This window comes from Paenibacillus sp. FSL R5-0744, assembly GCF_037972555.1.
Lineage (GTDB): Bacteria > Bacillota > Bacilli > Paenibacillales > Paenibacillaceae > Paenibacillus_AQ.
In genome coordinates this window covers 3,036,814-3,059,436 of the sequence record NZ_CP150228.1, presented here as the reverse complement: position 1 = coordinate 3,059,436, position 22,623 = coordinate 3,036,814, and the positions used below count along the sequence as shown (strand labels likewise).

Here is a 22,623-nt window from a genome sequence, read left to right as displayed (position 1 = left end):
TCATGAAACGAACTGCATGGATCATAGTAACATTACTTTTATTATTGGGGAGTATTCCAATTACTGCGTCAGCAAAAGCAGCAACTGCAAAATCATGGAAGACACTTTACTCTGAGTATATCAAGAAAACGTTAATGGATGCTACTAGAGATAGTTCTTATGACGGTGACTTCAATTATTTCACTTTAGTAGATTTGAACTTTGATGGTACTCCTGAACTTATACAGGGGTATTCTTTACGATTCATTCAGCCCATCAACATTGCTCTAACCGTCCAAAATGGAAAAGTCATTCCATTCAATTATCAAGGAAAACTGAAGGATAATTCAGAGGGTATATTTAATGTAGGTATGGGTGGATTTCTACCGCGCGATGAAAATCGTGGCCTGCATCTCTATAAGAACAAAAAAGATGGAACATTACGTTATATCGCTTTTGTAGATGGCAGTGGTTCGTACAATTCTAATTTGCAGGTTTATGAGATTAGTATCCAAGGAACCAAATTTAATGACAAAGAGATATTCTTGGCCGACATTCCAGATCAAGAAAAAACGGATGATTTGCCAAGCTATTATGTAAATCAAAAAGAAGTGAATAAATCCGCTTATGATAAGGCGTATAAGCAATATTTTTCAAACTTGACGTTAGTACCAAGTAAAGTTATCACTGCAAACTATACAGACCTGTTTAATAATGAAGTTAACAAATTCGTTCCAAATGGAATCGCTAATTTTATTAATCGTTATTCTTCATCCAAATAAAGCTTGTTGATTGATCCTCCTTCATTAGATAAAAAAGCAGACTGCTCACCATAGCAATCTGCTTTTTTGATTAAATTAGCTTTTTACTCATCCGATAATTAACTAACAGTACTCCTTTTCGTTCTACATTTTGTTTCATCATAAGCTGGTATCCCTGTCGTTCAAAAAAGGGTCTAGCTGTAATACTTGCTTCGGTATCCATTTCATGAAGACCAAGCTCTCTCGCCTTCATTTCAAGCTTGTTCACGAGAGCAGAGGCTACGCCTTGGCCTTGGAAATCTTTGTGGACATAAAGACGATCCAAATGTCCTTCCAACGTCATATCCGAAAAGCCAACTATGTACCCGTTAATTTCGGCTACATAAGTAATATTTTGACGTAAAGAAGTGCTCCAAGCATCAAGTTTGAGGGTCTTTTCCTCTTTAGGTGCCCAAGCATTAAGCTGTTCTTGTGAATAATGTTGTTTGTTTACGAAATGAACTGTCTCATAGAACAATGAGATAAGCTGACTAATATCCGATTCTTGATAAGCTCTAATTTCCATTGTGTGTTCTCCTTGATCGCATTGCTACAACCCCACTACATCTTTAAGCTCCAGAAGAGAACTAATCATATAGTTAGGCTTGAGGTCTTTAGGAACCTCTATATTCTGGCGATTGTAATAGCAGAAGTCAATGTCAGAATTCACAGCACCATGGTAATCATCTTGTAAAGAATCCCCAACGAACAGCACTTCATGATTGCTTAGCTGTAGATCTATTAAAGACATTTCAAAAATCCTTTTATCAGGTTTTCGGATGCCTACCTCATCAGAGATCATTATGGATTTGAATATTTCATAGATCTTACCGGCTTGCAGTCTTTTTCTTTGTGCCTCACTGATCCCATTGGTGATAATCCCCAGAGCATACTTATATTTAAATGAAGTTAAGATCTGTTCCGCTCCTTCTTCAAAATAACAGGAATTGCAAAAATAATCCCAATAAGTATCTGACAGTTTGCTATGAAAAAGTTCCTCCTGTTTAAGAGTGTCTCTAAAAGAATACCTCAATACCTCTCCTATAGTCTTCACCTCACCACCACCCACAAAGTTCATCCAATGGCGAAAATTATGACCTGAAAACTCTCCATAAAATAAAGACCACGCCTCAATATCTTCTACGAAGAGATTATGATCGTTACAGGTTCTTTTCATCGCTTCGATTTCACAAGTACTATAATTTATTAATGTATTATCTAGATCAAATATAATGGCTTTGTACATAATATCCTCCCCGAATAATGTTCTTATCTATCATAACATGAACATTAAAGTTTGGATAAAATTAACAAAAAGTTTTGATCACTCTGAGGTACTCATGAACTCTACTAGATCAATTTTCTGACCTGTTTTAGCACTTTCCAGCGCTCCAAATACCATTGCCATACTATACCGATTATCTCTACAATTCGTCTCTGCTGAACGCTCTTCTGCTAGGGACAGGAACATTTCCTCCAAACATCCTTGATGGAAGGTTTTGTCCATATCAACAGCTTCTCCATTTACACGCTCAACATCACGAATAAATTTATCACTCTGATCTCCTGCTACGACTACCTCTGCATACGGCATGTCATGACCATCCCAAATCGCAGTTCCTTTTTCCCCATTTAGACGCCAAGCTGCTTCCCAAGAGGTAGAGGCACCTTCTGCACACCAAGACCCCTGATAAGTAAATACAGATCCGTCCGACATCTCAAAGATACACACTGCCGACGCATTCCCCTTATACCATGATCCGGGAGGATTAAACTCCTGACAGTAAACGGAAATCGGATTGGCTCCACTAATAAATCGGGCCTGATCAAAGGTATGAATCGCCATATCCAGCAGCAGAGGACTTTCCATGACATCACGGAACCCTCCGAAATGAGCGCCGAGGAAAAAGCTAGAACTGATGTATCCTACTCTACCAATGGTGTCAGACTCGATTAAGTTGCGTAAAGAACGAATACGCGGATCATATCGGCGATTTTGCATCACAGCATGAGCTTTTCCGGTTCTTTCTGAGATCTCAACAATCTTAGTGCACTCTTCCATAGTCTCGGCCAGTGGTTTCTCACTAAACACATTACATCCGAGTTCTAATGCAGTGCTAGAAATGCTGTAATGGCTTCCCGGAACTGTAACGTCAAACACAAGATTAGCTCCAGTCGCCTGAATCGCTTCTTTAATGTCAGTAAACGTTAGACAGGAAATCTCATGCTTTGCCGCCATCGCTTGTGCTGACTCCAATCGTATATCTACAAGAGCAACAATCTGAGTATCTGAACGTGATAAAGCGTATTCAATCCAGGCGTTAGCCATTCCTCCGCAACCTGCAACCGCTACACGATACTGAGCTGTCATCATTCTCCCCCTCTATGGTTACAGCGGATTAGGTACAAAGCTACCGCCCCGGCATTGTTTCAAATAATTTAAAGCATGTACTTGTCCCATCATTTCCAGCTCATCCCGATAAACAGGATCATGCCAGCCTTCAATATCAATCGTACCTTTATAACCTGCCTGACGCAAAATAGAAATAACATCAGTCCAGTTCGTATCTCCAAAGCCGGGAGTACGGTGCCATACATAAGGATTGGGGCCATGAATTCCATATTCTTTTACGATATCCCAAGCGATGGTGGCATCCTTACCATGTACATGGAAGATCTTATCTGTCCATTTACGAAGCTGCGGAATCGGATCAATTAATTGGACCATCTGATGACATGGCTCCCATTCGAGTCCTATATTATCAGCAGTCACAGCATTGAACATCTTCTCCCAAGCTAATGGATTGTGAGCAATATTCCAGTCACCTGATCCCCAGTCTCCACCCATGGAACAGTTCTCGAAAGCAATTCGCAAACCGCGATCCGCTGCTCTTTTGGACAACTCTCCAAACACCTCGGTGAACTTCGGAATTGATTCATCAATGGATACCCCTGGTAACCTTCCTGTAAAACCTGATACCATATCCGTTCCGAACAAATGAGCATGATCAATCAGTCGCTCCCAGCTCGCGATTACATCGGAATTATCACCAGTATTCGTCAAAGGATTGCCGAAGATCCCAACAGATGAGATCACGAAGTCATGTTCTGCTGCAAGCTCTTGCACACGCTTTCCAGTTTCCACGAGATCTGTTTCCCCTGTTGTTTGCCAGAAGGTTAAGCTAAAAGATTCAAATCCATGTCCTACAATTTGTGGAATCACTCTTACAGCGTCGCCGCCGCCTACTAATGTTCCAATTCGCATTGTATCCTTCATCTTGTGACCACTCCAATATTGGTTTATAGTATGTGCTATAACCCGAGTATATACTGCTTCTGAGCTTAAAACTCTTATTATCTTGTGTTTATATAGTCGTATCTTGTGGGAGTTGAGTGATTTATGAGTTACCCTAATGATCTTAAAGAATATCCTCAATTAGAAGAAAAAACGTATCCATTCCGATTATTTTTTAATGAATGCAAGAACGCAAAGATCGGTCAGAATATCCTGTATTTACACTGGCACGAGCATTTCGAAATCATCATTATGCAAGAAGGCAGCGCCATTTTTCACATAGACAGCAAGCCCTATGAACTGCATGCCGGAGAGGTATTGTTTGTTCCCTCTGGAGGATTGCATGTTGGGTACAGTCTGCGGGATGATCATGTTCGTTTTATCTCTGTCGTATTCCATAGTTCTTTGTTTAAGGATTGGAAGCAGGATCCTCAGCATGAGCAGTTTGTAATCCCTTATTTAGAGAATCGTTATCAGCTGCCGGTCAAACCTGCAGAGCTTGTTCCGACCTGCTCCACATATTTTTCTCTTCTGGATACCATCGTTGATGAAGTACTGAAGAAGGGACCTGCTTTTCAACTGGTCATCAAGAATCAACTGCATTTACTCTTTGTGCTGCTCTCTCGCACCTTTCTACCTGAACAAGTATCCGGTAGAACGAATGAGCGGCACTCCTTTAATCGCGAACGTTTTAAGCCACTTCTAGAGTACATGGAGAATCATTTCGATGACAAAATGACCGTAGAAAGCGCCGCAAGATCCGTAAATCTAAATCCATATCATTTCTGCAAAACCTTTAAGAAGCTAACAGGTCGAACCTTCATCGATTATGTTAATCTTTGCCGAGTAAATGAAGCAGAGCGATTGCTTCTCGAGACCAATTTTACAGTGACTGAGATTGCAGGAAGAGTCGGCTGCGACAATCCCAATTATTTTACCAAGCTGTACAAGCAGTATAAAGGGATTACCCCTTCAGGGGTTCGAAAATAGGAGATTCGGTCTCTATTCACGAAAAATAGCACCGTTTGCCTCTCCCAAACGGTGCTGGCTATTGGATTATTCCGTAGTAGTAAGCTGTAACCTCCGCACACTTGCAAGCGCGGGAAAAGATTCATCCACCATACCGGTACTCCATAGCTCAACCTGCTGGCCAACCTTCAAATCCTTAAAGCTAATCGATTCTCCAGCTTCGTTAAACATTGTTGACTTCTGATTGAATGAGAACCAGTAAGAGGGATCTTCCATGCCAGGCTCAAGGATGAGAATCCGCTTCGCCTGTTTGGTATCGATATCTACGATTTGACCTATTACATGTGGTTCGCCTAGCTCTGAAATGTCGTAGGTCAACATATCCGGAGCGATCCATTTTTCTATCTCAAGTATGGCCGTGTCAGCATAATCAGATGGAATTGTGATCGTTACTTTATTACCAATCGTGTCCACACCGGAACCGTATAGATTAATCTTCTGATAGAGTTCTTGTTTATGCAAAAGCTCTTGTGCAGCTAATAACTCTTGCATCGAATATTTAACATCATGGAGCTCATAAGTACCTGCCGCGAAAGTCTGAGCAAACCGCTGCTCAATCTGCGAGTTCAAACCCACTATATTGATATGAATCTTATTATCCTGTAGATAGATATCTCCGTTAGGAATCTTCTGAGCGGATAGGAAAGCTTTAATCGCTTCAGGATCACTGGAGTAAAGTACTTTTTCAGCTTTAGGATCTTCTATTCCAGCGCTCGCAGTAGGCAAGATATCTGGAGTTGCAGTAATTGCAGCAGCTGGAGCCGGCTCCTTATTCGATTGTTGATCTTCTGAACATCCACTTATGAATAGTATAATAACAGAAATCCATATCCAGCCACCATGCCACTTATGCATCCTTGTCACTCCCTCACTCTTTATCTTCTCAAACGGAGATTGGAAGTGATAGGTTGCAGATACAGAATGAATTCTCTAATCTAGTGTATAAGGAGCGAGTCCAATCGGAAGAGCTTCAGGACGGGTGCAGGTACTCTTCATTTCGTAGAATGAATGAGCATCTGAAGAATCATGGAATGCCCACATCGCTTCTAGTACATGATAAGCCAATTCTCCACTGGCACGGTGCTTTCTTCCCGTCCGAATGGCATAAGCCATATCCGCTGGACCAATTCCGCGCGTATTTTGATCATATCCAGATAACAGCGTTTGCTCTGTCCATTCATTCTCACCCATGAGCCGGAATTTCACCGGACCGCCAAAGTTATTAGGATCCGGCACTTGAATCGTTCCAAGTGTTCCGTAGATTTCTATATGCGGCAGGTTACTGCCGCCAAAGATATCAAAACTTGTAATCAGGGTTGCAATGGATCCATTCTCAAATCTTAATGTTCCGGCAACGTGAGTTGGAATTTGAACAGGAATTTTATTACCCGATTTCTTCTCACTTGTTATCGTGCGTTCAACTAGCGCTTTACCAGTCATCCCGCTAACCGTACGAATTGGACCCAATAACTGCACCAATGCTGTCAAATAGTATGGTCCCATATCGAACATTGGACCTCCACCAGCGGCATAGTAGAATTCTGGATCTGGATGCCAATGCTCATGTCCACGCCCCATCATAAATGAGGTAGCTGCAACGGGCTCGCCAATTACCCCCTCCTCGATCAGTTTCAATACGGTTTGGATGCCCGATCCAAAGAATGTTTCCGGTGCGCTGCCTACTAGTACGCCCTTTTCTCGAGCCGCTGACAGAACTTGGCGTCCTTCTTCTCTCGTCACAGCAAGTGGCTTCTCAACATACACATGTTTACCCGCTTCGATAGCTTTCAGGCATACATCCGCATGAACAGCTGGAATCGTCAGGTTGATAACGATCTCTATCTCCGGATCATTCAGTAATTGCTCTGTGGTGTAAACGCTTGGAATATTGTATTTATCGGCTTGTTCCTTCGCTCTCTCCAAGTCCAAGTCCGCACATGCAACTAGATCAAGAATCTCGAACTTCTGACAGTTCTCCATATATATGCTACTGATTTTACCGCATCCGATAATTCCTACTTTGACTTTATCCATTCGTTGATCGCTCCCAGAGATTATTGACTGTCTGCCATTCCGCTATAGCTACTACTAACCGCTGAAATTTGGGATTGTGCGCGAACTTTACCCTCGGCAGCCCATAGCAGTCCTCTGCGCATCATTTCCTTTACCTGTGGCATAGCTACAATATCGGCATGATGTCCGAGTGAATTATAATACACTCTTCCATGACCCCACCGTTTGGTCCAAGCTACTGGCATATCCACGGCTTTGTTGAAAGAATGTGGGCCTTCAACAACTGGAAAACGAGTCGTTGCAAGTACTTCTACAGCTGGATCTACATGCAGATAATATTGCTCTGAACAAACGGTGAAGTCTTCTAATCCTTCTACGAGAGGACTTGAGCTTTGGCAAATCTCTACGGTGTAGTTCACACCATCATTGCCGGGATGAGCTACCCATTGCCCCCCGGTCATAAACTGCCAATCCACATTATTTCGGAAAGAATCACACATCCCGCCATGGCAACCCGCAAGACCCGTTCCGTTCTGAACAGCTGCCGAGACATTATTAACAAGATTCTGTTCGATTGTCCCCATCGTCCATACCGGAACGATCAAATCTAGTTCAAGAAGCTTCTCCGCATCGGCAAAAGCCTCAACTGTATTCGATACCTCAACTTCAAACTGTTCCTCTTGCAGTACCTTAGCGAATATATCAGCTACCTGTTCAGGCTCATGACCGTCCCAACCGCCCCATACTATCAATGCTTTTCTCATCTTCAGCACTCCTTCTAATAGAGGTTGTTCAAACACGCATTTTTGTTGATTACATCTCAGAGATTTCGACCCACCGGCGCTGTTCAATAGAGCGTTCTACCGCTTCTAACACAGCTTGGCATTTCACTCCATCATGGAAATTAGGTACAGGCTGACGTCCTTCTTCAATCGCGTTAGAAAGCTCCAACATTTCGTGAATAAACGTATGTTCAAAACCAATCGTATGACCCGGCGGCCACCAAGCCTCCGCATATTCATGAGCAGGGTCCGTTGCCAGCACACGCCGAAAGCCCTGTACATCCTCAGCATCTGAGGTTAAATAAACCTCGAGTTCATTCATTCGCTCGAAATCAAATTTCACACTGCCAAGGCTTCCATTGATCTCAAAAGAATTGGTAGAGCGATGACCTGCTGCGAATCTTGTAGCTTCAAAGCTACCTAAGGCACCGTTATCAAAACGGGCTAAAAACAATGTGGCATCATCTACAGTTACCTTGCCCTTAGGAGCATCCTTATCCCCTTTGGCACTTAATCCGGTCATTTCAGCAGCAAGTGGACGTTCTTTAATGAAGGTCTCACTCATACCGATTACTTCCTTCACATCACCTACTAAGAAATGTGCCAGATCAATGAGATGCGCACCCAAATCACCATGTGAGCCTGAACCCGCAATCTCCTTCTGCAATCTCCACACTAACGGGAACTCCGGATCAATAATCCAGTCTTGTAGAAACCAAGCCCGAAAATGATAGATCTTCCCAAGCCGCCCGCTCTCTACTAGCTTCTTAGCAAGTCTAACCGCCGGTGAAAAGCGATAATTAAAACCAACCATATGTGTAACCCCTGCATCTTCAGCGGCTTGCAGCATTTCACGGGAATCCGCCAAGGTCAGTGCGAGTGGTTTTTCACAAAAAATATGTTTACCAGCTTTGGCTGCTGCCAGAGCAATCTCCTTATGTGCATTACTAGGGGCATTTATATCAATAAGATCGACATCCTCACGAGCGATTAGATCTTTCCAATCCGTAACACAATCCGACCATCCTAATTGAGTGCCAGCCTCTGCAAGCGCTTCAGCATTCCGTCCACAAATCACAGACATCTCAGGTTTAAGCGCTTTCGGGAAAAACATTGGCAAACTGCGGTAAGCATTACTGTGCGCCTTACCCATAAATTTATAACCGATCATTCCAATGCGAAGCTGTTTCATCTTATTCCTCCTCAGATTTCTTAGATTTAGATGAAGCTCGTATTACTAGTTCAGTCGGTAATTTAATCTGGATGATTTGGGAGGGGGGTGATATTTCTGAGCGACTATTCCCGTGCAATTCTAATACCTTAGATACAGCAATTTCTCCTAGCTCATAAAAGGGAACACGCACACTGCTTAAGGCTGGTGTAGTAAGCTCAGCAGCATCTGAATCATCATAACCCACCATGGCTGGGATGCGATCTCTTGGAATGCCTAGTTCCTGTAGACCTTGCTGCAATCCAATGGCCATTCGATCATTGGCCGCTACAATGGCATCAATCTCATTCAGCAGAGGCAACATCTTCTTGGCAGCAATAGCACCGCTTTTACGACTGAAGTTACCTTCGAATAGAAGTGATTCATCTAAAGGAAGGTTAGACTCCTCCAAAGCGCGCAAATAACCAGTTAAACGATCTCGGCTGTTCGAATAAGATGCTGGCCCGTTTAGAAAGGCAATCCTCGTAAAGCCCTGATCCAGTAAGTGCCTGACCGCTTGCCAGCTTCCTTCGACATGATCAGCATCCACCTCGTGAAAAGCCTCTCCTTCAAAATGCTGATTAATCAGGCAAAACGGATGACCTTCCTCCTTCAAACGTCGAAGTGAGGCTAGCTCACCTGGATCCTCTTTGGCACCGAGTACAATACAAGCATCAATCTTCCGCATCTTAAACAATTCGTTATAGTCCACTCTCTCTTCGGCATTTCGAAACAGCATTAACAGATCATAACCCTCTTCTCGCGCCTTACTCCCAATTCCACTTAATATTTCTGAAAAATAATAAGTGGAGAACAAGCGTGCATTTGGCAAATAAGGCATTACTACACCAAGGTGCCCACTTCTTCTACGAGCAAAGCTCTGCGCGAGTGAACTAGGGGTATATCTCAGCTTGAGCGCAGCTGCCAACACACGTTCCTTCGTTTCTTCCTTGAGCGGGCCTACGTTGTTTAACACGCGAGAGACTGTGGCTTCTGAGACTCCGGCAAGCTCGGCAACCTCTTTACGGCTGACGATAGAAATCCCTCCTACGAAAGCGCATTCAATAAATGTACGCGCGTACATTCTCTCATGAACAAAGTCCCTCGTCAACCCTTATTTTGGATATTTATTCATAATAAAACCCCTGAATTAATCAGGGGTTTTGCTCATTCTAAACGGTGTATTCTTGGGTTCAGGGATTCCCCATCAACCACGCTTGTACATGCTTTAGGAACTTTTTAGTGGCGGGAGAGGCGTATTTCATAGAATGTACAGCGATTCCAAGTGATCTGAAACTACGTTCTTCCAATTCAAGCATCGTTACATTATAATTCTGACGGGTTAATACAAGCTCTGGCAAAATACTAATTCCAAGTCCCTTCTCCACCATGGCCATAATGGCATAATCATCACCTGCTGAGAACTTAATATTCGGTTTGATGCCCGCCTTATCCAGTACACGCCTAACATCATAATCTGAACCTGCCTTCGGGATGATGAAATCCTCTTTAGCAATTTGGGATAAGGAGAGAAAAGGTTCTGCACTAAGCGGATTTTCTTTGGATACGATTCCTAACATCCGGTCCTTTTTTAAGGGAATCACTTCGAACTTCTCACGCGTAGGCAGAGAAATAAAACCACAGTCAACGACTCCAGCCTCGATCCATTGTTCAACCTCTAAATAACCACCTTCCATCAACCTGATTTCGATATAGGGGTATTCACTGCGAAATTGCTTAATCATTCCTGGCAGCCAATGCACGGATACACTGGTGAATGTACCGATGGTAATGGTCCCGACCTCTAGCCCATGTATATCTGCTACTTCCTGCTTCAATTTTTCATTCCACTTCAGAATTTCACGGATAGGCTGTAGTACTTGCTCCCCGTTTACCGTCAATTTAACGCCAGATCTATTTCTAATTAATAACGTGAAACCAAACTCCATCTCCAAGCTACTAATCGTGTGGCTAATTCCAGATTGCGTAAAGCCCAGTACATCTGCTGCTTTTGTTAAGCTACCTAGCTCTACAACTTTTAGAAAAATCTCATACTTATTGATGCTCAACCTCTATCCCTCACCTTTTTAATTTACATAAGTTTTACTCATGTATCCTATGATAAACATTCAGTTACCTTATGTATAGAGCCGTATTATACTAAATTGAGTTGAAAATGAAGAAGGATGGATGACGAGATGAAACCGCTCAAAGCTGAGCTGATGCTGTTAGTTGTAACATTATTTTGGGGTTCCTCCTACATATTTATGAAAATGGGGTTAGGCACGTTAGGCGAATTCAATCTGATTGCACTCCGCTTCGGACTTGCTTTTATATTAGCCACAGTGATCTTCCACAAACGTTTACGAAAAGTTGACATCAAAACATTGAAATATGGTGCTCTACTCGGATTCTTACTCCTCGGCGTGTTCACATGTATAACGTTCGGACTGAAGACTACGACAACCTCCAACGCTGGATTTTTAGTAGCCTTGACGGTCATATTTGTACCGATAATAGATCGTATACTTTTCAAAAAAAGAGTTGCACCTCCGCAAGTCTTTGGCTCCGTACTCGCTATAGCTGGCATTGGACTTCTTACATTAAATGCTACCTTAAAAATTGGACCAGGTGACTTCCTCTGTATTCTTTCGGCGGTGTTCTATGCGGTACAGATCTTATTTACAGGCAAGGCTGTAAAAGAGTGTGATTCACTGAATATTGGAATCTTACAGTTGGGTTTTGCCGGAGGGTTTGCTCTAGTGTTATCTGCGCTATTCGAGACACCTTCGCTTCCTTCGACCTTACCAGCATGGATTGCGATCCTCGCACTTGGGATTCTCTGTAGTGCCTGTGGCTTCATCCTACAACCCATTGCTCAAAAATATACTTCACCTACACGCACCGGACTGATCTTCTCCCTTGAGCCGGTATTCGCCGCGTTGTTTGGCTATTGGTTCGCCGCTGAAAAGCTATCGATACAAGGATATGCTGGTGCAGCTCTTGTTCTACTAGGCATTGTAGCATCGGAGCTACTCGGTAAAGTTACATTCAGCCCTAGGTGGGCTCAGAAGAAACCAGAACATCTATAGGATGATTTTCTCATACAAAAAAAGCGTTGTTAGCTATACAAGCTGAACGACGCCTTTTTTTATTATCTAAGATTATCGTATAAATTAATGTCCCATCATCATTGCTGCATCTGCTTTCTGACTCTCTTCGGAGGAGGAATCATTCGAGGAAAGCTTTGGTTTGCGCAGGATAATACTCATAAGTACACCGACTACAGCTATACAACCAGATAGAAAAAATACATCATCAAAACCTAGAACTGCTGCCGATAAAGGATTACTTCCTGCTTTCAATGCTCCCATATGCACAGTGATTTGACTTGTCAGATAACCCGTCAAGCCTGCTACGGCAAAGGCCACAACCACCTGCTGTGCCGCTGCTGTAAGCGATGTGACCCGGCTCACCAATTCACGCGGTGCTGCATTTAGAACATGTGTATTGAGTGGCATCATCGCTATACCCATCCCAAATCCTAATAAAGCAAGATACATCATAATGGTGTTTAGACTTGTAGTCATCGAAATCCCAGACAGTAGGAATAGGGTAACTGTAATGATGCTCAGACCCACAAAAGCCAGCGGTCGTGCCCCTATCTTATCAAACAATTTACCACCAAGCGGCATACCGATTACACAAGCTAAAGCTTGCGGAAGCAGAATCAGCCCCGTCTCTAGTGGTGTATAAGCCCGAATCTGCTGTAAGTATAGCGGCACGAACAGCATGGAACCAAACAATGCGGCTTGCATGACCCATGTTAAAATAATGCCGCGGGTGAAATCTGAGGAGCGAAAGACGCGCAGATCCAGCAAAGGCTGTTTATGCCGCAGCTCAACGATTATAAATAGAATCAGTGCAACGCCCCCAACAGATAATCCAAGGATTGCTGGAGTCGATGACCAACTATTCGACCCGCCTTCATTTACTCCATAAGCTAGCATGGAAAACGCAATCGGTGCCAGTATAATGCCAAGTATGTCGAGGTTGCCTTTACCGATCTTCTCTGTCTTGGGCAAATACTTAACACCAAGAATAATACCAACAATCCCAATCGGCACGTTAATCAGGAAGATCCAATGCCAGCTAACATATTCAACAAGCCATCCGGACAATATCGGGCCAAGTGCAGGTGCAAGCAGCATGGGAATCCCAAGCATGCCCATAATCGATCCTCTTCGTTCTGCTGGAGCTAACTTAAACACCATAGCCATCCCAATAGGAGCTACCATCCCCCCACCAAGTCCTTGGATCACACGAAAAATAACAAGCTGCGAAGAAGTTTGAGCCACAGAACATAACATGGAGCCAAGAATGAACAACGTGAGCGTCACCAGAAACACTTGTTTAGAACCGAAGCGATCTGTCATCCAGCCTGCGAGCGGTATTACAGCAGCTAAAGCTAACGTGTAACCTGTAATCGCCCACTGAATCGTTTTTAAATCTGAAGAAAAATAGTCCACCAGTTTGGGTATAGCCACATTCACGACGGTTCCATCCAGAATAACCATAATCATTCCGACGATAATAGCAAGAAGCGGGGGGAGGATCGCTCTTAGCGAGAAGGGCCGTTCTTCTGTCGGGCTACTCTGAGTAATTGATTTTGTCATCCAGTACTCCACTCTTTTCTCTAATTTAGTTAAATGCTTTAACAATTATTTCAAATTTTAATTTACCTTCGATGAATGTGAAAGTCAACAAATAAAACCCTTTTTTACAATAAAAATACATTGCATTTACGTTAATCTCAGAATGTTTATTGAAACACAAAAAAGGCTATGCATGGTCCCAAGAAGAAATTTCTTCTTAAGGAACGCACGCATAGCCTGTTGTTCTAAACCTAAATCATTATTATTCTCAAGATTAAATGGAAGGAAGGTTTCCTTTTAATTCAACAATCTTACCAGACTTATTGAGAACAAACTCAAGGGACGCATCCGTTACAGCAAAGCCAAGTACACATTGTATTGACATTTGATCTTCTTTTTGAATACTTTCAGTAGACTTTATCCCATGGTAAGTACCAGCTCGTGCAGTAAAATCAGCCCAATATTTCTGTAAACCCGTAGTGGAAAGCGAACGCTTCATTTCATCACTAAAGAATCGATTCTCTAACTCTTGAAATTGTCCAGTGCTCAGCAGTCCCGCTATCACACTTGCTGTAACCTCGGGCGCATAAACTTCCACTAGATTAGCTTCAGCATTATAAGAGGTTACCAGTCCTACACTAGTGAAAAAAGAGAGCGGAACATATAAGTGTTCCTTCCTAAACACAACATTATCCTTAAAGTCTCTTTTCTCTTTATCATTAATGGTAATATAGTCGTTTCCTACTTTATATTCAATCTTTTGTTTGACTCCGTTTAATGTAATGGTGTCCGTACTTTTTTGATAAGTGGTTTGATATTTCAAGACGCTTGATGCCTCTCTAAGGGGTAGCATGACCGTAGAACCGTTAGGATACGCTGAATATTGATCTGATTTCAGAACCTGACCATTCAAAACCACCTTTACTTCACTAGCATCTGCCCAAGCCGTAGAAGAGGTATTTCCTCCAAATCCATTTACCAATAACAGTACACTTAACACTACAACAACCGCGATTTTGTTCATCCGTTCGAAACCTCCCTTTTTTTGACTATTAGTATTATGTGCGTTTCCAGCATCTGCTAATCCTAATGGTAGTAAAGCTCAACAAAAAAAGTGAATCGCTTCTTACATGGACATTCAAGTTCTAGGTTATTCCACCTTGAAGTCAAAATATTGTTTAGGATAAGGTTCCTTGATCAGCGTAAAATGCCACCATTCTTTACTGTAAGGTTTAAATCCCTGTTTTACCATCGCCTCTTTGAGGATTGCCCGATTTGCTTTCTGAGTCTTGTTGATTAAGGACGTATCGTAATAGGAGATGTCTCCGAAAAAATCAAACGGGCTGCCCATATCTACTTCAGCTCCCGTTTCTTTATTTACAATCGTTAAATCGACGGTGCTACCTCTGGAATGTCCTGATTTTTTAGCTATAAAACCAAGTTTAAATAGATTACGTTTATCCAGTCGCGGATAATATTGCTGTTTCATTTTAGTATCTACGGCATGCTGTGACCATCTTACAAAATGATTCACCGCCGTCTGCGGACGATAAGCATCATAAATTTTAAGAATATACCCTTTGTCCGCTAAATCCTCACTTACAGCCTTTAAAGCTGTTGCCGCTGTCCGCGAGAATATCGCTAAAGGCGCCTTGTAGCCATCAATCCGCTTCCCCACAAAATTATTATCTCCGTAATATCGAATCTCATATTGTGCCGTTGGAATCACTTCATCCAGATAGACAAAACCTTGCGGTAAATGGTTCTTCTTCTCCATATGCATTTGCTGCAGCACAGAGTCTGTTGAAGAGCCGACATAAGCAGCTTCTGCGCTACCCATAAACATACTGTTTGTCCACAACAACAGCACAACTGCGAAAACTGGAATTCTTATTCCTTTTGATCCAATTCTCAATTAATCCAGCCTCTTCTCAGATGTTGTCTTTACATACTCTAATAATTACGAGTTTACGATTTCAACTAGAAATTTTTCTATTACAGGAGTGAATTTATTATTCGTAGAATTAAGTAATTGTAGTAGCTTTTCTAAAATCGAAAGAATTCTAGTATCAACTTTGCTATTTTTTAGTGCATTCTCATACGCCTTTTTTACTTCTGTTTTGATAACTTGCTCATCATAGTCATATGCAGGTGTATTACTTGTTCCATATAATAAGCGAGACGTTGCAATGAGAAGTTCTTTCTGAAGAGCGGTTGAACGGTTAGAAGCAGGATATTTCGTCACAAAATCCTCTATTGCAAGCGCTCTATTCGTTAACTCGGTCCAACTGATTACAATCGCTGCATCAGATACACTCGGTTGATTAGATTCGGTAGCCATGATGTCAATATAAGCTGCGATGTCCTTCGTAATATACGGCTTAAAGATCTTAAATCCCTCATAATGCATCACCGGATAGTACATGCCCTCACTGGTCTCCAGCTTATATCCCTTATCCCGGCCTTCAATTAACACTTTCCGTACGTTGGCATCTTTGATCGTATTAAGGAGTGAGGTATAGGTTAGATTTTTGCTTTTGGAAAAAGCACTGTTTATCTCTTTCTGCATCTTGTCCGGAAAAACCTTTTCTGAGTATACAGATAAATGTGCCTTCTGTGCATTCTCGAGCTGAAGTGTCATCTGAGTCGCTGTCCAGGTATCCACTTCTTTGATATGGTTAATTAAATAATTACGTGCGTTAGCAAGAGATGTCGGCTTCTGTACATACTGCTGGAATTGATTATAAACGCCTGCAGATTCCGTTGCCGTTGCGGCAGATACTGGCTCTATACCCAAAGTACTGAATCCTGTCACTGAACCAAGGGCTATAGCAATACTTAACAAGCCGGATTTTTTCCAGTTCAATAGATGACCTCCCCTTTGCCATATATGTAATTGTACTTAATATTTAGACATACGGGAATGACCTGAAACTAATTGGTTCATAGTACCCATTCCAAACAATCCTCAAGGAACAAGTGATTTATGATTTCGATAAAGTTACCTGTATCAAAATAATATATATTGACACAATATATATCTAACCGATATATTATAAGCGTGATATACAAATATTTCTAAACAACAAGGAGGTTCTATTTTGAACAGTCAGGATGTTATTTTAGGCATGCTTATGAAAGAATCGAAGACTGGTTACGAAATAAAACAGTTATTGGAGGATGTATTCTCTAATTTCTATAGTTCTAGTTATGGAACGATTTATCCCACACTTGCTCGCATGGAAAAGGAGGGTTTGATAACTAAGGAAAATGTGCAGCAGGCAGGTAAGCCTAATAAGAATCTTTTAAACATCACGGATAAAGGAAGAGATAGTTTTAACGCCTATTTGCTAGCCCCACTAGAGGCTGACAGTATTAAGAAATCTGATTTTATGATGAGGCTATACTTTGGTGAATTTGTTGGGTATGACAAGGTGATTCTTTGGTTGAAGCAGGTACAGGAGGAATCACAACATAAGTTAGATCAGTTACTTGCGCAGTATTCACTTTATAAAGATGAAATGCATCCAGCACAGATCATCTGTATCCAAATTGGCATTGAAGAATATAAAGCAAAACTCAAAATCATTGCCGAAGGGTTGTCAAACATGGAGCAGTTAGTGCTTACGAAGTAAGTTTTGTACGTACCAAGTGAAGATGTAATGCTCAGAAAACTTTTAGGAGGAATTGTTAATGAAAACAATTTTTATAACGGGTGCTTCGTCTGGCATTGGGAGAACTACAGCAAAACATTTTGCTGAAAGAGGATGGAACGTCGTAGCCACGATGCGTTCACCTGAACAAGAAAGTGAACTTATTACACTTGATAATGTATTGGTTTTAAAGCTTGATGTTGAGAAATCAGATACAATTCAACCTGCGTTAGCGGAAGCGATTAAGCGGTTCGGTAAAATTGACGTTCTTCTCAATAATGCTGGTTATGGAACAATGGGTCTTCTAGAAGTAGCTACAGATGAGCAGATCAGAAGACAGTTTGAAGTGAACGTATTTGGTCTTATCAGTATGACTAAAGCCATATTGCCACATTTTAGATCTAATCAAGATGGCTTACTGATCAATATCTCTTCTATGGGAGGGAAAGTAACCTTTCCTACGATGTCTCTGTATCATTCAACGAAATTCGCCGTAGAAGGTTTTTCTGAATCCGTATCTTATGAATTAGCATCACAGAACATTAAAGTTAAGTTAATTGAACCAGGTGCTATTCAAACGGACTTTGGTGGAAGATCGATGGAGTTCTTTTTTAATGATGCATTAACGGATTATAAACCCTTTACTACTGCTTTTTTGGGTAAATTGGGTGAGATGGAAAAACAACCTACCTATGCTTCGCCTCCAGAAATTGTTGCGGAAACAATATATCAAGCCGCCACTGATGGGACAAGTCAATTCCGGTACATTGTTGGAGAAGATGCAAAAATGCTCATTCATATGAAAGAAAATACAGATGAAGAAGAGTATCTGACTAATATAGCCCAGCATTTTTCTTAAAAAGAAGTTAGGTGGCGGACGCTTCTCGGTATTCTACCGGGGAGAGGTCCCTCTTTCTCGTTATGATTTAAAAAATCCCCTCCGATTAACAGTGGTATGTTCATACGTACATGAACCTTCTCCACTATCTACCGTAAGGGGATTTTACAAATTAATGATTAATGCATTGGTGTATTCATTTTATGATTAACGACTACTCTTTTCACGAAGAATGCAAGGATTAGACCTACAATCGCCATACTCATTCCGAAAATAAATGCATTTTGTACACCTTGCGTGAATGCAGGCAACATATTAGCTGGATCGGCAGGATCGGCCACAGTCTTCAAATAACTCTTAGAACCTGCGGACATAATGCTGACAGCTAATGCAGTACCGATCGCACCAGCAACCTGCTGCAAAGTATTCATGATCGCTGTACCATCTGGATATAATTCTAACGGCAGCTGGTTAATTCCGTTGGTTTGTGCAGGCATAAATACCATCGACACACCAATCATAAGCGTACTGTGAAGTACGATTACGAATACAACCGTAGAAGCAACAGTAATACTGGAGAAGAACCACAAAGCAGTAGCTGCAATAATTAGACCCGGAATAACGAGCCATTTGGGACCGTATTTGTCGAACAGACGACCCATGATTGGGGACATCAATCCGTTAATAATCCCCCCTGGAAGTAGCAGCAAGCCTGCCTTGAACGCTGTATACCCTTGACCCTGTTGAAGATACATTGGAAGAATCAACATGGATGACAGGATAACCATCATACAAATAAATACCATAGCCACACCAATAGAGAACATTGGATATTTAAAAGCTCGCAGATTAATCATAGGCTGCTTCATCTTCATTTGGCGCAAACCAAACAATAAGAGTGATACCACACCTACTACGATAGCAATGATTACTTTTGGACTTCCCCAACCAGCTTCTTCACCGGCGCTACTGAAACCAAACACGATTCCACCAAACCCGATTGATGATAACACTATGGAGAGGATGTCGATCTTCGGCTTCGTAACCTTCGTTACATTCTGCATGAAGAGGATCCCGAATATCAATGCGATCACCAGGAATGGCAGTGACAGCCAGAAGATCCAGTGCCAGCTAAGGCTTTCAATTAGAAGACCGGCAATAGTAGGACCGATCGCTGGTGCTACCATGATAACCAATCCTATCATCCCCATCGCGGCACCACGTTTTTCAGGAGCAATGATAATAAGGATCGTATTGAACATAAGTGGTAAAAGAAGCGCTGTACCCATTGCTTGTACCACACGCGCTGTTAATAGGAACTCAAAACTAGGTGATACTGCAGCTAAAAACGTTCCAAGTATTGAAAAACATAAAGCAGCAACAAACAACTGTCTAGTCGAGAACCACTGAAGCAGCATACCCGAAATCGGTACTAGAATTCCCAGTGTAAGCAGATAAGCCGTCGTCAACCATTGTGCTGTTGCTGGAGTAATTTGAAGGACATTCATAAGATCACTTAAAGCTACATTCAGTGCGGTTTCACTGAACATTCCGATAAATCCTGCAAGTAGTAAAGAGACTAGAATCGGAATGGTTTTAAACTTCTTTACTTCCTTTTGTTGCTTTCCTTGCATAGTTGCTTCCACTCTTAATCCCCCTGATGTTCTTATCTATTGTCTATCTCTAACCAAGTATTGCTGGGATAATCTTCGCCGCCGCGAGAAGCGGCTGTTCATCCCGTAAAGTCAGCGTCTGAAGAAGCGCTCCTTCAAATAATGAGACTATTACTGAAGCCTTATCGGCTGCAGTGTTGCTCTCCACACCTTCTTCCAGAAGGCGTTTCTTGATCACATCCTGCAAGTCCATAAACACAGATTTACATGCAGTCCGCAGCTCCTCACTAATACAAGAGGTCTCCGCCGCTAACCAAAAACTAAATGGAACAATCCCCTCAAATGAAGATTCCACTGCATCCATAGCCATGCCTAGAATAAAATCCTCCATTGCTTCAGCTGCACTATTGCTGCTCTCCATATGACAGTTCAGTTTCTGAGCGACTGTTAGACTAGTCCGGTTAATGCATGTTAAAGCCAGCTCTTCTTTACCGTGGGGGAAGTAATAATAAAGAGATCCCTTCGGTGAATCGCTGTCTTTAATAATCTGATTTAGTCCTGTTGCATGATATCCCTGAGAAAAAAATAATTTCGAAGCGGTGTCCAGAATCGCCTCACGCGTATTCGGCTTGTTCGACAAGCTGACACTTCCTTTGCATTATAACAATTGGTCTACATAATAAAACCATATTTTTAAGAGATATGTCAACATATAAATTACTTAAATTCAAAGTAATCTACTTCCCATTCCCTCAACCTCAGCGTATACTATAATTATTCCAATAAGAAAGGTGTGAATAAAATGCAAGACGTGCCAAAAGGAATTCCACGACCATTAGTAAAGACTAATCAGGCGTTTATCGTCATTTCTGTAATATTGACATGGCTAACAGGACAGCACTGGATTCTTGCGCTGCCCTTGTTTGCCGGATTGCTCGGACTCTTGTTCGGCTATAATCCCATTATTAAACTGGCTGCTAAGTTTCTGACAAAAGAACGTTCGCACTATGTACTCGAAGACTGGTCACAGCAACAGTTTAACCAAACGATTGCTGTCTTCTGCCTCACAGGTGGTCTGATCAGCTTCATCGCGGGGTGGACGATTGCTGCCTATATTTTCACAGCGCTAGTTGCAGTGGCAGCCACTGTTGCGATACTTGGATTTTGCATCGGATGTTTTATCCATTATCAGTGGAGAATGTACAATTACAGACGTAAACAGAGCAGCACACATTAAATCTTAATCTTTCCCTTCTCCAACAACATCCCAGCGATGGCGAAATTTTAGTAGCCTTGGATGAAGTGATGAAGGTGCAGATGGTAACAATAAGCGGATCTTTACAATCCATTCTTCAAAAGAGGAGTAAGACGCAAACTGATTCGCCACCTCAGGTGTTAAATACAAAAAAATCGGCGAAGGATAGATTTCTGCAAGATGTCGAAGCGCAGAATCAAGCGGAGTATATTTCTTTCGCTTTCCCTCCAAACTCTCTACCGTGATGAAGCTAAGTCCTTGCTCCCTCTTCCATTCATGCAGCCGGTCCTCACGCTTATAATAAGCGCTCACCGGCTCTTTGGTCATCCGTCTCACCGTTTCTTCATGAAGCGGATATAGCACTAGCTTAGTGAAACGCCGATCGGTGGCCGTTTTTGCCGCGATTACAAGTTCCTGATCTGTTATATGTTCAAAAGAATCGTAAAACACTAACGTCCCTTTACGTTGTTCAACCGGTGGCTCATAGCCGTAGGGAACATGCTGAATGTCTCTTTTCATTGAAATCCCTCCTGCTTGTTCTATTTATAAATCATATCATGTGACAATAGCAGGGCTATCATTCTTATCTTACAGCTTAAGCAGTTCTCATTTCCCACCTACCTCAAACAATTCCTGCTCTATCCCAAGCTAATTTAAATTCCACCACACTCTGATACCGCTGCTCACGCTCCAGGCTAACCGCCCGTAAAGCAATACCGTAGTGCGCTTGGCTGGCTTCCCATTTTTCAAACGACCGGTCGGAGGCTCCACCTAAAAGAACAAATGCTGTTGAGCCCATATTGAATACATTGGTAACTTCATCAATCAGTGCACCCAAGATAAACTCTTCCGGTGACTTGAATCTCGATGAGCCCCAGAAGTTCTCTCCCAGGTCATTTACAGTTGGCTTAGCTCTATAAAAATCAATATCACAAATCCTTGTTTCATCGTTCGCGAAATTATAAAGAATACTTCCATCGTAAAAATCGACAGCGACATACCCCTGCAACTCAACATGTTCATGAAATGCAAAGATTACGTCTAAGGACGCTAAACGTTTTTCAATAGATAGTTGCTTATAGCGGTAAAAAGGCGATTCCGGATGGTTCAATTTAGCTTCTCCCGCAAACAGCCAATGCGAATGCAAACATTCCCCTTCAAACCATTCAAACACCGCTACATATCCCACTCCAACTTCAAAATGTGACACCAGATAGATCAGCACTTCAGATTCAAGCTCTTTATATACCGGAATAGCTTTCATCAAATTATCAACAGCATCCGAGGGGTTTCCATCGTAAGTCAAAGGCTTTGCACCAGCAAATTTCACAAAATACCTCTGACCTTCCTTCTCCACACCAAAAGAAAGATTGCCCGAATCCTGCTGATCGAACACTTTGAACACCCTGCCAAGTTTAGATAACCAAGCAAAATCACAAGGCTCTTGCAATTGAAAAGTTACTGCATCGATTTCGTATGTAAAATATTTTTCGCTCAAATG

The 22,623-nt window shown here is 42.1% G+C and carries 24 protein-coding genes; 6 read left to right on the top strand and 18 right to left on the bottom strand.

What is annotated here, in order from left to right:
* Window positions 1-2 precede the first annotated feature (2 nt).
* Window positions 3-761, top strand: a complete 759-nt coding sequence (locus tag MKY19_RS13380; RefSeq protein ID WP_339803463.1) for a hypothetical protein — start codon at window positions 3-5, stop codon at window positions 759-761.
* 70 nt (window positions 762-831) lie between these two features.
* Here the strand turns inward: MKY19_RS13380 and MKY19_RS13375 are convergent, their stop codons facing one another.
* The 4 genes from MKY19_RS13375 to MKY19_RS13360 all read right to left on the bottom strand — a co-directional run bounded on the left by MKY19_RS13375 (window position 832) and on the right by MKY19_RS13360 (window position 4,056).
* Window positions 832-1,305 carry a GNAT family N-acetyltransferase gene (locus MKY19_RS13375; protein ID WP_339803460.1) on the bottom strand — a complete coding sequence of 158 codons (474 nt, stop codon included), beginning with the start codon at window positions 1,303-1,305 and terminating at the stop codon, window positions 832-834.
* Window positions 1,306-1,329: 24 nt separating this feature from the next.
* Entirely contained in the window at window positions 1,330-2,025 is a 696-nt protein-coding gene (locus MKY19_RS13370; RefSeq protein ID WP_339803457.1) for an HAD-IA family hydrolase, read from the bottom strand.
* A gap of 78 nt (window positions 2,026-2,103) precedes the next feature.
* Window positions 2,104-3,150, bottom strand: coding sequence for a Gfo/Idh/MocA family oxidoreductase (locus tag MKY19_RS13365; protein WP_042187827.1), 1,047 nt, complete (start codon window positions 3,148-3,150; stop codon window positions 2,104-2,106).
* An 18-nt stretch (window positions 3,151-3,168) separates the two neighbouring features.
* Window positions 3,169-4,056 (bottom strand): sugar phosphate isomerase/epimerase, encoded by an 888-nt coding sequence (locus tag MKY19_RS13360; protein WP_339270987.1) that lies wholly within the window; start codon window positions 4,054-4,056, stop codon window positions 3,169-3,171.
* A 123-nt stretch (window positions 4,057-4,179) separates the two neighbouring features.
* On the opposite strand from MKY19_RS13360, the gene MKY19_RS13355 reads away from it, so the two are divergent.
* On the top strand, window positions 4,180-5,064 hold the full coding sequence (locus MKY19_RS13355; RefSeq protein WP_339803453.1) for an AraC family transcriptional regulator: 885 nt from the start codon (window positions 4,180-4,182) through the stop codon (window positions 5,062-5,064).
* Between the two features lie 66 nt (window positions 5,065-5,130).
* Here MKY19_RS13355 and MKY19_RS13350 read toward each other — a convergent pair whose 3' ends face one another.
* The 6 genes from MKY19_RS13350 to MKY19_RS13325 all read right to left on the bottom strand — a co-directional run bounded on the left by MKY19_RS13350 (window position 5,131) and on the right by MKY19_RS13325 (window position 11,177).
* Window positions 5,131-5,958, bottom strand: coding sequence for a hypothetical protein (locus MKY19_RS13350; RefSeq protein WP_339803450.1), 828 nt, complete (start codon window positions 5,956-5,958; stop codon window positions 5,131-5,133).
* Between the two features lie 75 nt (window positions 5,959-6,033).
* The gene (locus MKY19_RS13345; protein WP_339803447.1) at window positions 6,034-7,137 is read right to left on the bottom strand and encodes a Gfo/Idh/MocA family oxidoreductase; all 1,104 of its coding nucleotides are present in this window, start codon (window positions 7,135-7,137) and stop codon (window positions 6,034-6,036) included.
* Window positions 7,138-7,157: 20 nt separating this feature from the next.
* Window positions 7,158-7,880 (bottom strand): ThuA domain-containing protein, encoded by a 723-nt coding sequence (locus tag MKY19_RS13340; RefSeq protein ID WP_339803444.1) that lies wholly within the window; start codon window positions 7,878-7,880, stop codon window positions 7,158-7,160.
* A 49-nt stretch (window positions 7,881-7,929) separates the two neighbouring features.
* Window positions 7,930-9,090 (bottom strand): Gfo/Idh/MocA family oxidoreductase, encoded by a 1,161-nt coding sequence (locus MKY19_RS13335; protein ID WP_339803441.1) that lies wholly within the window; start codon window positions 9,088-9,090, stop codon window positions 7,930-7,932.
* Between the two features lies 1 nt (window position 9,091).
* Entirely contained in the window at window positions 9,092-10,192 is a 1,101-nt protein-coding gene (locus tag MKY19_RS13330; RefSeq protein WP_339803438.1) for a LacI family DNA-binding transcriptional regulator, read from the bottom strand.
* 109 nt (window positions 10,193-10,301) lie between these two features.
* Entirely contained in the window at window positions 10,302-11,177 is an 876-nt protein-coding gene (locus tag MKY19_RS13325) for a LysR substrate-binding domain-containing protein (protein WP_060624019.1), read from the bottom strand.
* Between the two features lie 129 nt (window positions 11,178-11,306).
* Here MKY19_RS13325 and MKY19_RS13320 point away from each other — a divergent pair, with 129 nt between their 5' ends.
* Window positions 11,307-12,200: a DMT family transporter gene (locus tag MKY19_RS13320; protein WP_042187811.1), complete on the top strand. Its 894-nt coding sequence runs from the start codon at window positions 11,307-11,309 to the stop codon at window positions 12,198-12,200.
* Between the two features lie 84 nt (window positions 12,201-12,284).
* On the opposite strand, the gene MKY19_RS13315 is transcribed toward MKY19_RS13320, so the two are convergent.
* The 4 genes from MKY19_RS13315 to MKY19_RS13300 all read right to left on the bottom strand — a co-directional run bounded on the left by MKY19_RS13315 (window position 12,285) and on the right by MKY19_RS13300 (window position 16,629).
* Complete coding sequence (locus tag MKY19_RS13315; protein ID WP_042187809.1) at window positions 12,285-13,784, bottom strand: DHA2 family efflux MFS transporter permease subunit; 1,500 nt, start codon at window positions 13,782-13,784, stop codon at window positions 12,285-12,287.
* A 253-nt stretch (window positions 13,785-14,037) separates the two neighbouring features.
* Window positions 14,038-14,787 carry a DUF3887 domain-containing protein gene (locus tag MKY19_RS13310; protein WP_339803435.1) on the bottom strand — a complete coding sequence of 250 codons (750 nt, stop codon included), beginning with the start codon at window positions 14,785-14,787 and terminating at the stop codon, window positions 14,038-14,040.
* Between the two features lie 126 nt (window positions 14,788-14,913).
* Window positions 14,914-15,678, bottom strand: coding sequence for a M15 family metallopeptidase (locus tag MKY19_RS13305; RefSeq protein WP_339803432.1), 765 nt, complete (start codon window positions 15,676-15,678; stop codon window positions 14,914-14,916).
* Between the two features lie 45 nt (window positions 15,679-15,723).
* Window positions 15,724-16,629 carry a hypothetical protein gene (locus MKY19_RS13300; RefSeq protein ID WP_339803429.1) on the bottom strand — a complete coding sequence of 302 codons (906 nt, stop codon included), beginning with the start codon at window positions 16,627-16,629 and terminating at the stop codon, window positions 15,724-15,726.
* Between the two features lie 235 nt (window positions 16,630-16,864).
* On the opposite strand from MKY19_RS13300, the gene MKY19_RS13295 reads away from it, so the two are divergent.
* Window positions 16,865-17,398 (top strand): PadR family transcriptional regulator, encoded by a 534-nt coding sequence (locus tag MKY19_RS13295; protein WP_052404270.1) that lies wholly within the window; start codon window positions 16,865-16,867, stop codon window positions 17,396-17,398.
* 58 nt (window positions 17,399-17,456) lie between these two features.
* On the top strand, window positions 17,457-18,275 hold the full coding sequence (locus tag MKY19_RS13290; protein ID WP_339803425.1) for an SDR family oxidoreductase: 819 nt from the start codon (window positions 17,457-17,459) through the stop codon (window positions 18,273-18,275).
* 158 nt (window positions 18,276-18,433) lie between these two features.
* Here the strand turns inward: MKY19_RS13290 and MKY19_RS13285 are convergent, their stop codons facing one another.
* Together MKY19_RS13285 and MKY19_RS13280 are read right to left on the bottom strand one after the other, a co-directional pair.
* Window positions 18,434-19,888, bottom strand: a complete 1,455-nt coding sequence (locus tag MKY19_RS13285) for a DHA2 family efflux MFS transporter permease subunit (RefSeq protein WP_042193817.1) — start codon at window positions 19,886-19,888, stop codon at window positions 18,434-18,436.
* Between the two features lie 49 nt (window positions 19,889-19,937).
* The gene (locus MKY19_RS13280; RefSeq protein WP_042187803.1) at window positions 19,938-20,507 is read right to left on the bottom strand and encodes a TetR/AcrR family transcriptional regulator; all 570 of its coding nucleotides are present in this window, start codon (window positions 20,505-20,507) and stop codon (window positions 19,938-19,940) included.
* A 162-nt stretch (window positions 20,508-20,669) separates the two neighbouring features.
* Here MKY19_RS13280 and MKY19_RS13275 point away from each other — a divergent pair, with 162 nt between their 5' ends.
* Window positions 20,670-21,104, top strand: a complete 435-nt coding sequence (locus tag MKY19_RS13275; RefSeq protein WP_076298904.1) for a DUF4395 domain-containing protein — start codon at window positions 20,670-20,672, stop codon at window positions 21,102-21,104.
* A gap of 3 nt (window positions 21,105-21,107) precedes the next feature.
* On the opposite strand, the gene MKY19_RS13270 is transcribed toward MKY19_RS13275, so the two are convergent.
* Together MKY19_RS13270 and MKY19_RS13265 are read right to left on the bottom strand one after the other, a co-directional pair.
* The gene (locus tag MKY19_RS13270; RefSeq protein WP_339803422.1) at window positions 21,108-21,641 is read right to left on the bottom strand and encodes a hypothetical protein; all 534 of its coding nucleotides are present in this window, start codon (window positions 21,639-21,641) and stop codon (window positions 21,108-21,110) included.
* 103 nt (window positions 21,642-21,744) lie between these two features.
* Complete coding sequence (locus tag MKY19_RS13265) at window positions 21,745-22,620, bottom strand: serine/threonine protein kinase (RefSeq protein ID WP_339803420.1); 876 nt, start codon at window positions 22,618-22,620, stop codon at window positions 21,745-21,747.
* Window positions 22,621-22,623: the final 3 nt, after the last annotated feature.

What these genes read in the sequence shown, in the direction of transcription:
- MKY19_RS13370 (WP_339803457.1), bottom strand. Translation starts at nt 2,025, where the DNA reads ATGTACAAAGCCATTATATTTGATCTAGATAATACATTAATAAATTAT.
- MKY19_RS13360 (WP_339270987.1), bottom strand. Translation starts at nt 4,056, where the DNA reads ATGAAGGATACAATGCGAATTGGAACATTAGTAGGCGGCGGCGACGCT.
- MKY19_RS13285 (WP_042193817.1), bottom strand. Translation starts at nt 19,888, where the DNA reads ATGCAAGGAAAGCAACAAAAGGAAGTAAAGAAGTTTAAAACCATTCCG.
- MKY19_RS13380 (WP_339803463.1), top strand. Translation starts at nt 3, where the DNA reads ATGAAACGAACTGCATGGATCATAGTAACATTACTTTTATTATTGGGG.
- MKY19_RS13310 (WP_339803435.1), bottom strand. Translation starts at nt 14,787, where the DNA reads ATGAACAAAATCGCGGTTGTTGTAGTGTTAAGTGTACTGTTATTGGTA.
- MKY19_RS13340 (WP_339803444.1), bottom strand. Translation starts at nt 7,880, where the DNA reads ATGAGAAAAGCATTGATAGTATGGGGCGGTTGGGACGGTCATGAGCCT.
- MKY19_RS13330 (WP_339803438.1), bottom strand. Translation starts at nt 10,192, where the DNA reads ATGTACGCGCGTACATTTATTGAATGCGCTTTCGTAGGAGGGATTTCT.
- MKY19_RS13375 (WP_339803460.1), bottom strand. Translation starts at nt 1,305, where the DNA reads ATGGAAATTAGAGCTTATCAAGAATCGGATATTAGTCAGCTTATCTCA.
- MKY19_RS13320 (WP_042187811.1), top strand. Translation starts at nt 11,307, where the DNA reads ATGAAACCGCTCAAAGCTGAGCTGATGCTGTTAGTTGTAACATTATTT.
- MKY19_RS13345 (WP_339803447.1), bottom strand. Translation starts at nt 7,137, where the DNA reads ATGGATAAAGTCAAAGTAGGAATTATCGGATGCGGTAAAATCAGTAGC.
- MKY19_RS13350 (WP_339803450.1), bottom strand. Translation starts at nt 5,958, where the DNA reads ATGCATAAGTGGCATGGTGGCTGGATATGGATTTCTGTTATTATACTA.
- MKY19_RS13315 (WP_042187809.1), bottom strand. Translation starts at nt 13,784, where the DNA reads ATGACAAAATCAATTACTCAGAGTAGCCCGACAGAAGAACGGCCCTTC.
- MKY19_RS13270 (WP_339803422.1), bottom strand. Translation starts at nt 21,641, where the DNA reads ATGAAAAGAGACATTCAGCATGTTCCCTACGGCTATGAGCCACCGGTT.
- MKY19_RS13290 (WP_339803425.1), top strand. Translation starts at nt 17,457, where the DNA reads ATGAAAACAATTTTTATAACGGGTGCTTCGTCTGGCATTGGGAGAACT.
- MKY19_RS13275 (WP_076298904.1), top strand. Translation starts at nt 20,670, where the DNA reads ATGCAAGACGTGCCAAAAGGAATTCCACGACCATTAGTAAAGACTAAT.
- MKY19_RS13365 (WP_042187827.1), bottom strand. Translation starts at nt 3,150, where the DNA reads ATGACAGCTCAGTATCGTGTAGCGGTTGCAGGTTGCGGAGGAATGGCT.
- MKY19_RS13335 (WP_339803441.1), bottom strand. Translation starts at nt 9,090, where the DNA reads ATGAAACAGCTTCGCATTGGAATGATCGGTTATAAATTTATGGGTAAG.
- MKY19_RS13355 (WP_339803453.1), top strand. Translation starts at nt 4,180, where the DNA reads ATGAGTTACCCTAATGATCTTAAAGAATATCCTCAATTAGAAGAAAAA.